A 795-nucleotide genomic window follows, 5' to 3' on the forward strand; every position below is an offset into this window, starting at 1 on the left:
AAGGTGAGAGACTACATTGTCGAACGAGTTGGAGGAACAGTTGAGAAGTTCGACAGATGGGGTATGAGGAAACTCGCTTACAGAGTTTCAAAGGGTTTCAGTGAAGGTGATTACACAGTTATCCAGTTCAAAGCCGATCCCGAATCAGTAGACACGCTTGAGAGGTTCTTCGGGGTTACGCCTGAGGTCTTCAGATGGCAGACGTTCAGAAGAGAGGACCTTGAAAAGGCTGAGAAGAAAGCGCTCTTGAAGCAGGAAGAGGCAGTCGATGAAACTCAAGCCCCAGACGAAAATCTTGACGATGAAGCAGTTCTCGAGAATTCTGAAGAAACTGCTACTGATGGAGCAGTCGATGTAGAATCTGAAAAGATAGAAGAAGTAAAGCAGACGGAGGACTAAGAGATGTCAATTAGCTACAATCATGTTGTCCTGATTGGCAGACTCACTCGTGATCCAGAGATCAAGTTTGCTGCCAGTGGTACTCAAATAGCGACGTTTACACTTGCGGTCGACAGAAACGTACCTTCATCCAACAACGACAATACCGATTTTATAAGGATTGTGACATTTGGAAAGACGGCCGAGTTTGCCGGAAACTATTTAACTAAAGGTCGGCTAATACTTGTCGAGGGTTCACTAAGAATCAACAAATGGAAAACGCAGGATGGTGAACCAAGATCAAATGCCGAAGTCGCCGCCTCGAATATTAGATTCATGGAAACCAAAGCTCAGGCCCAACAGTCTTCGGGCGGTTTCGATAGATCGATTCAGGATACTAATGTGGTTGAAAGCACT

General features: G+C 45.4%; 2 protein-coding genes. Both read left to right on the forward strand.

Annotated elements, in window-relative coordinates:
• On the forward strand, positions 1-399 hold a 399-nt coding region (locus BG32_RS13500), incomplete at its 5' end, for a 30S ribosomal protein S6 (RefSeq protein ID WP_147435054.1).
• Positions 400-402: 3 nt separating this feature from the next.
• The coding region (locus BG32_RS13505) for a single-stranded DNA-binding protein (RefSeq protein WP_147435056.1) at positions 403-795 on the forward strand (393 nt) is incomplete at its 3' end.

Source organism: Mesotoga sp. HF07.pep.5.2.highcov (assembly GCF_003666285.1).
GTDB classification, from domain to species: Bacteria; Thermotogota; Thermotogae; order Petrotogales; family Kosmotogaceae; genus Mesotoga; species Mesotoga prima.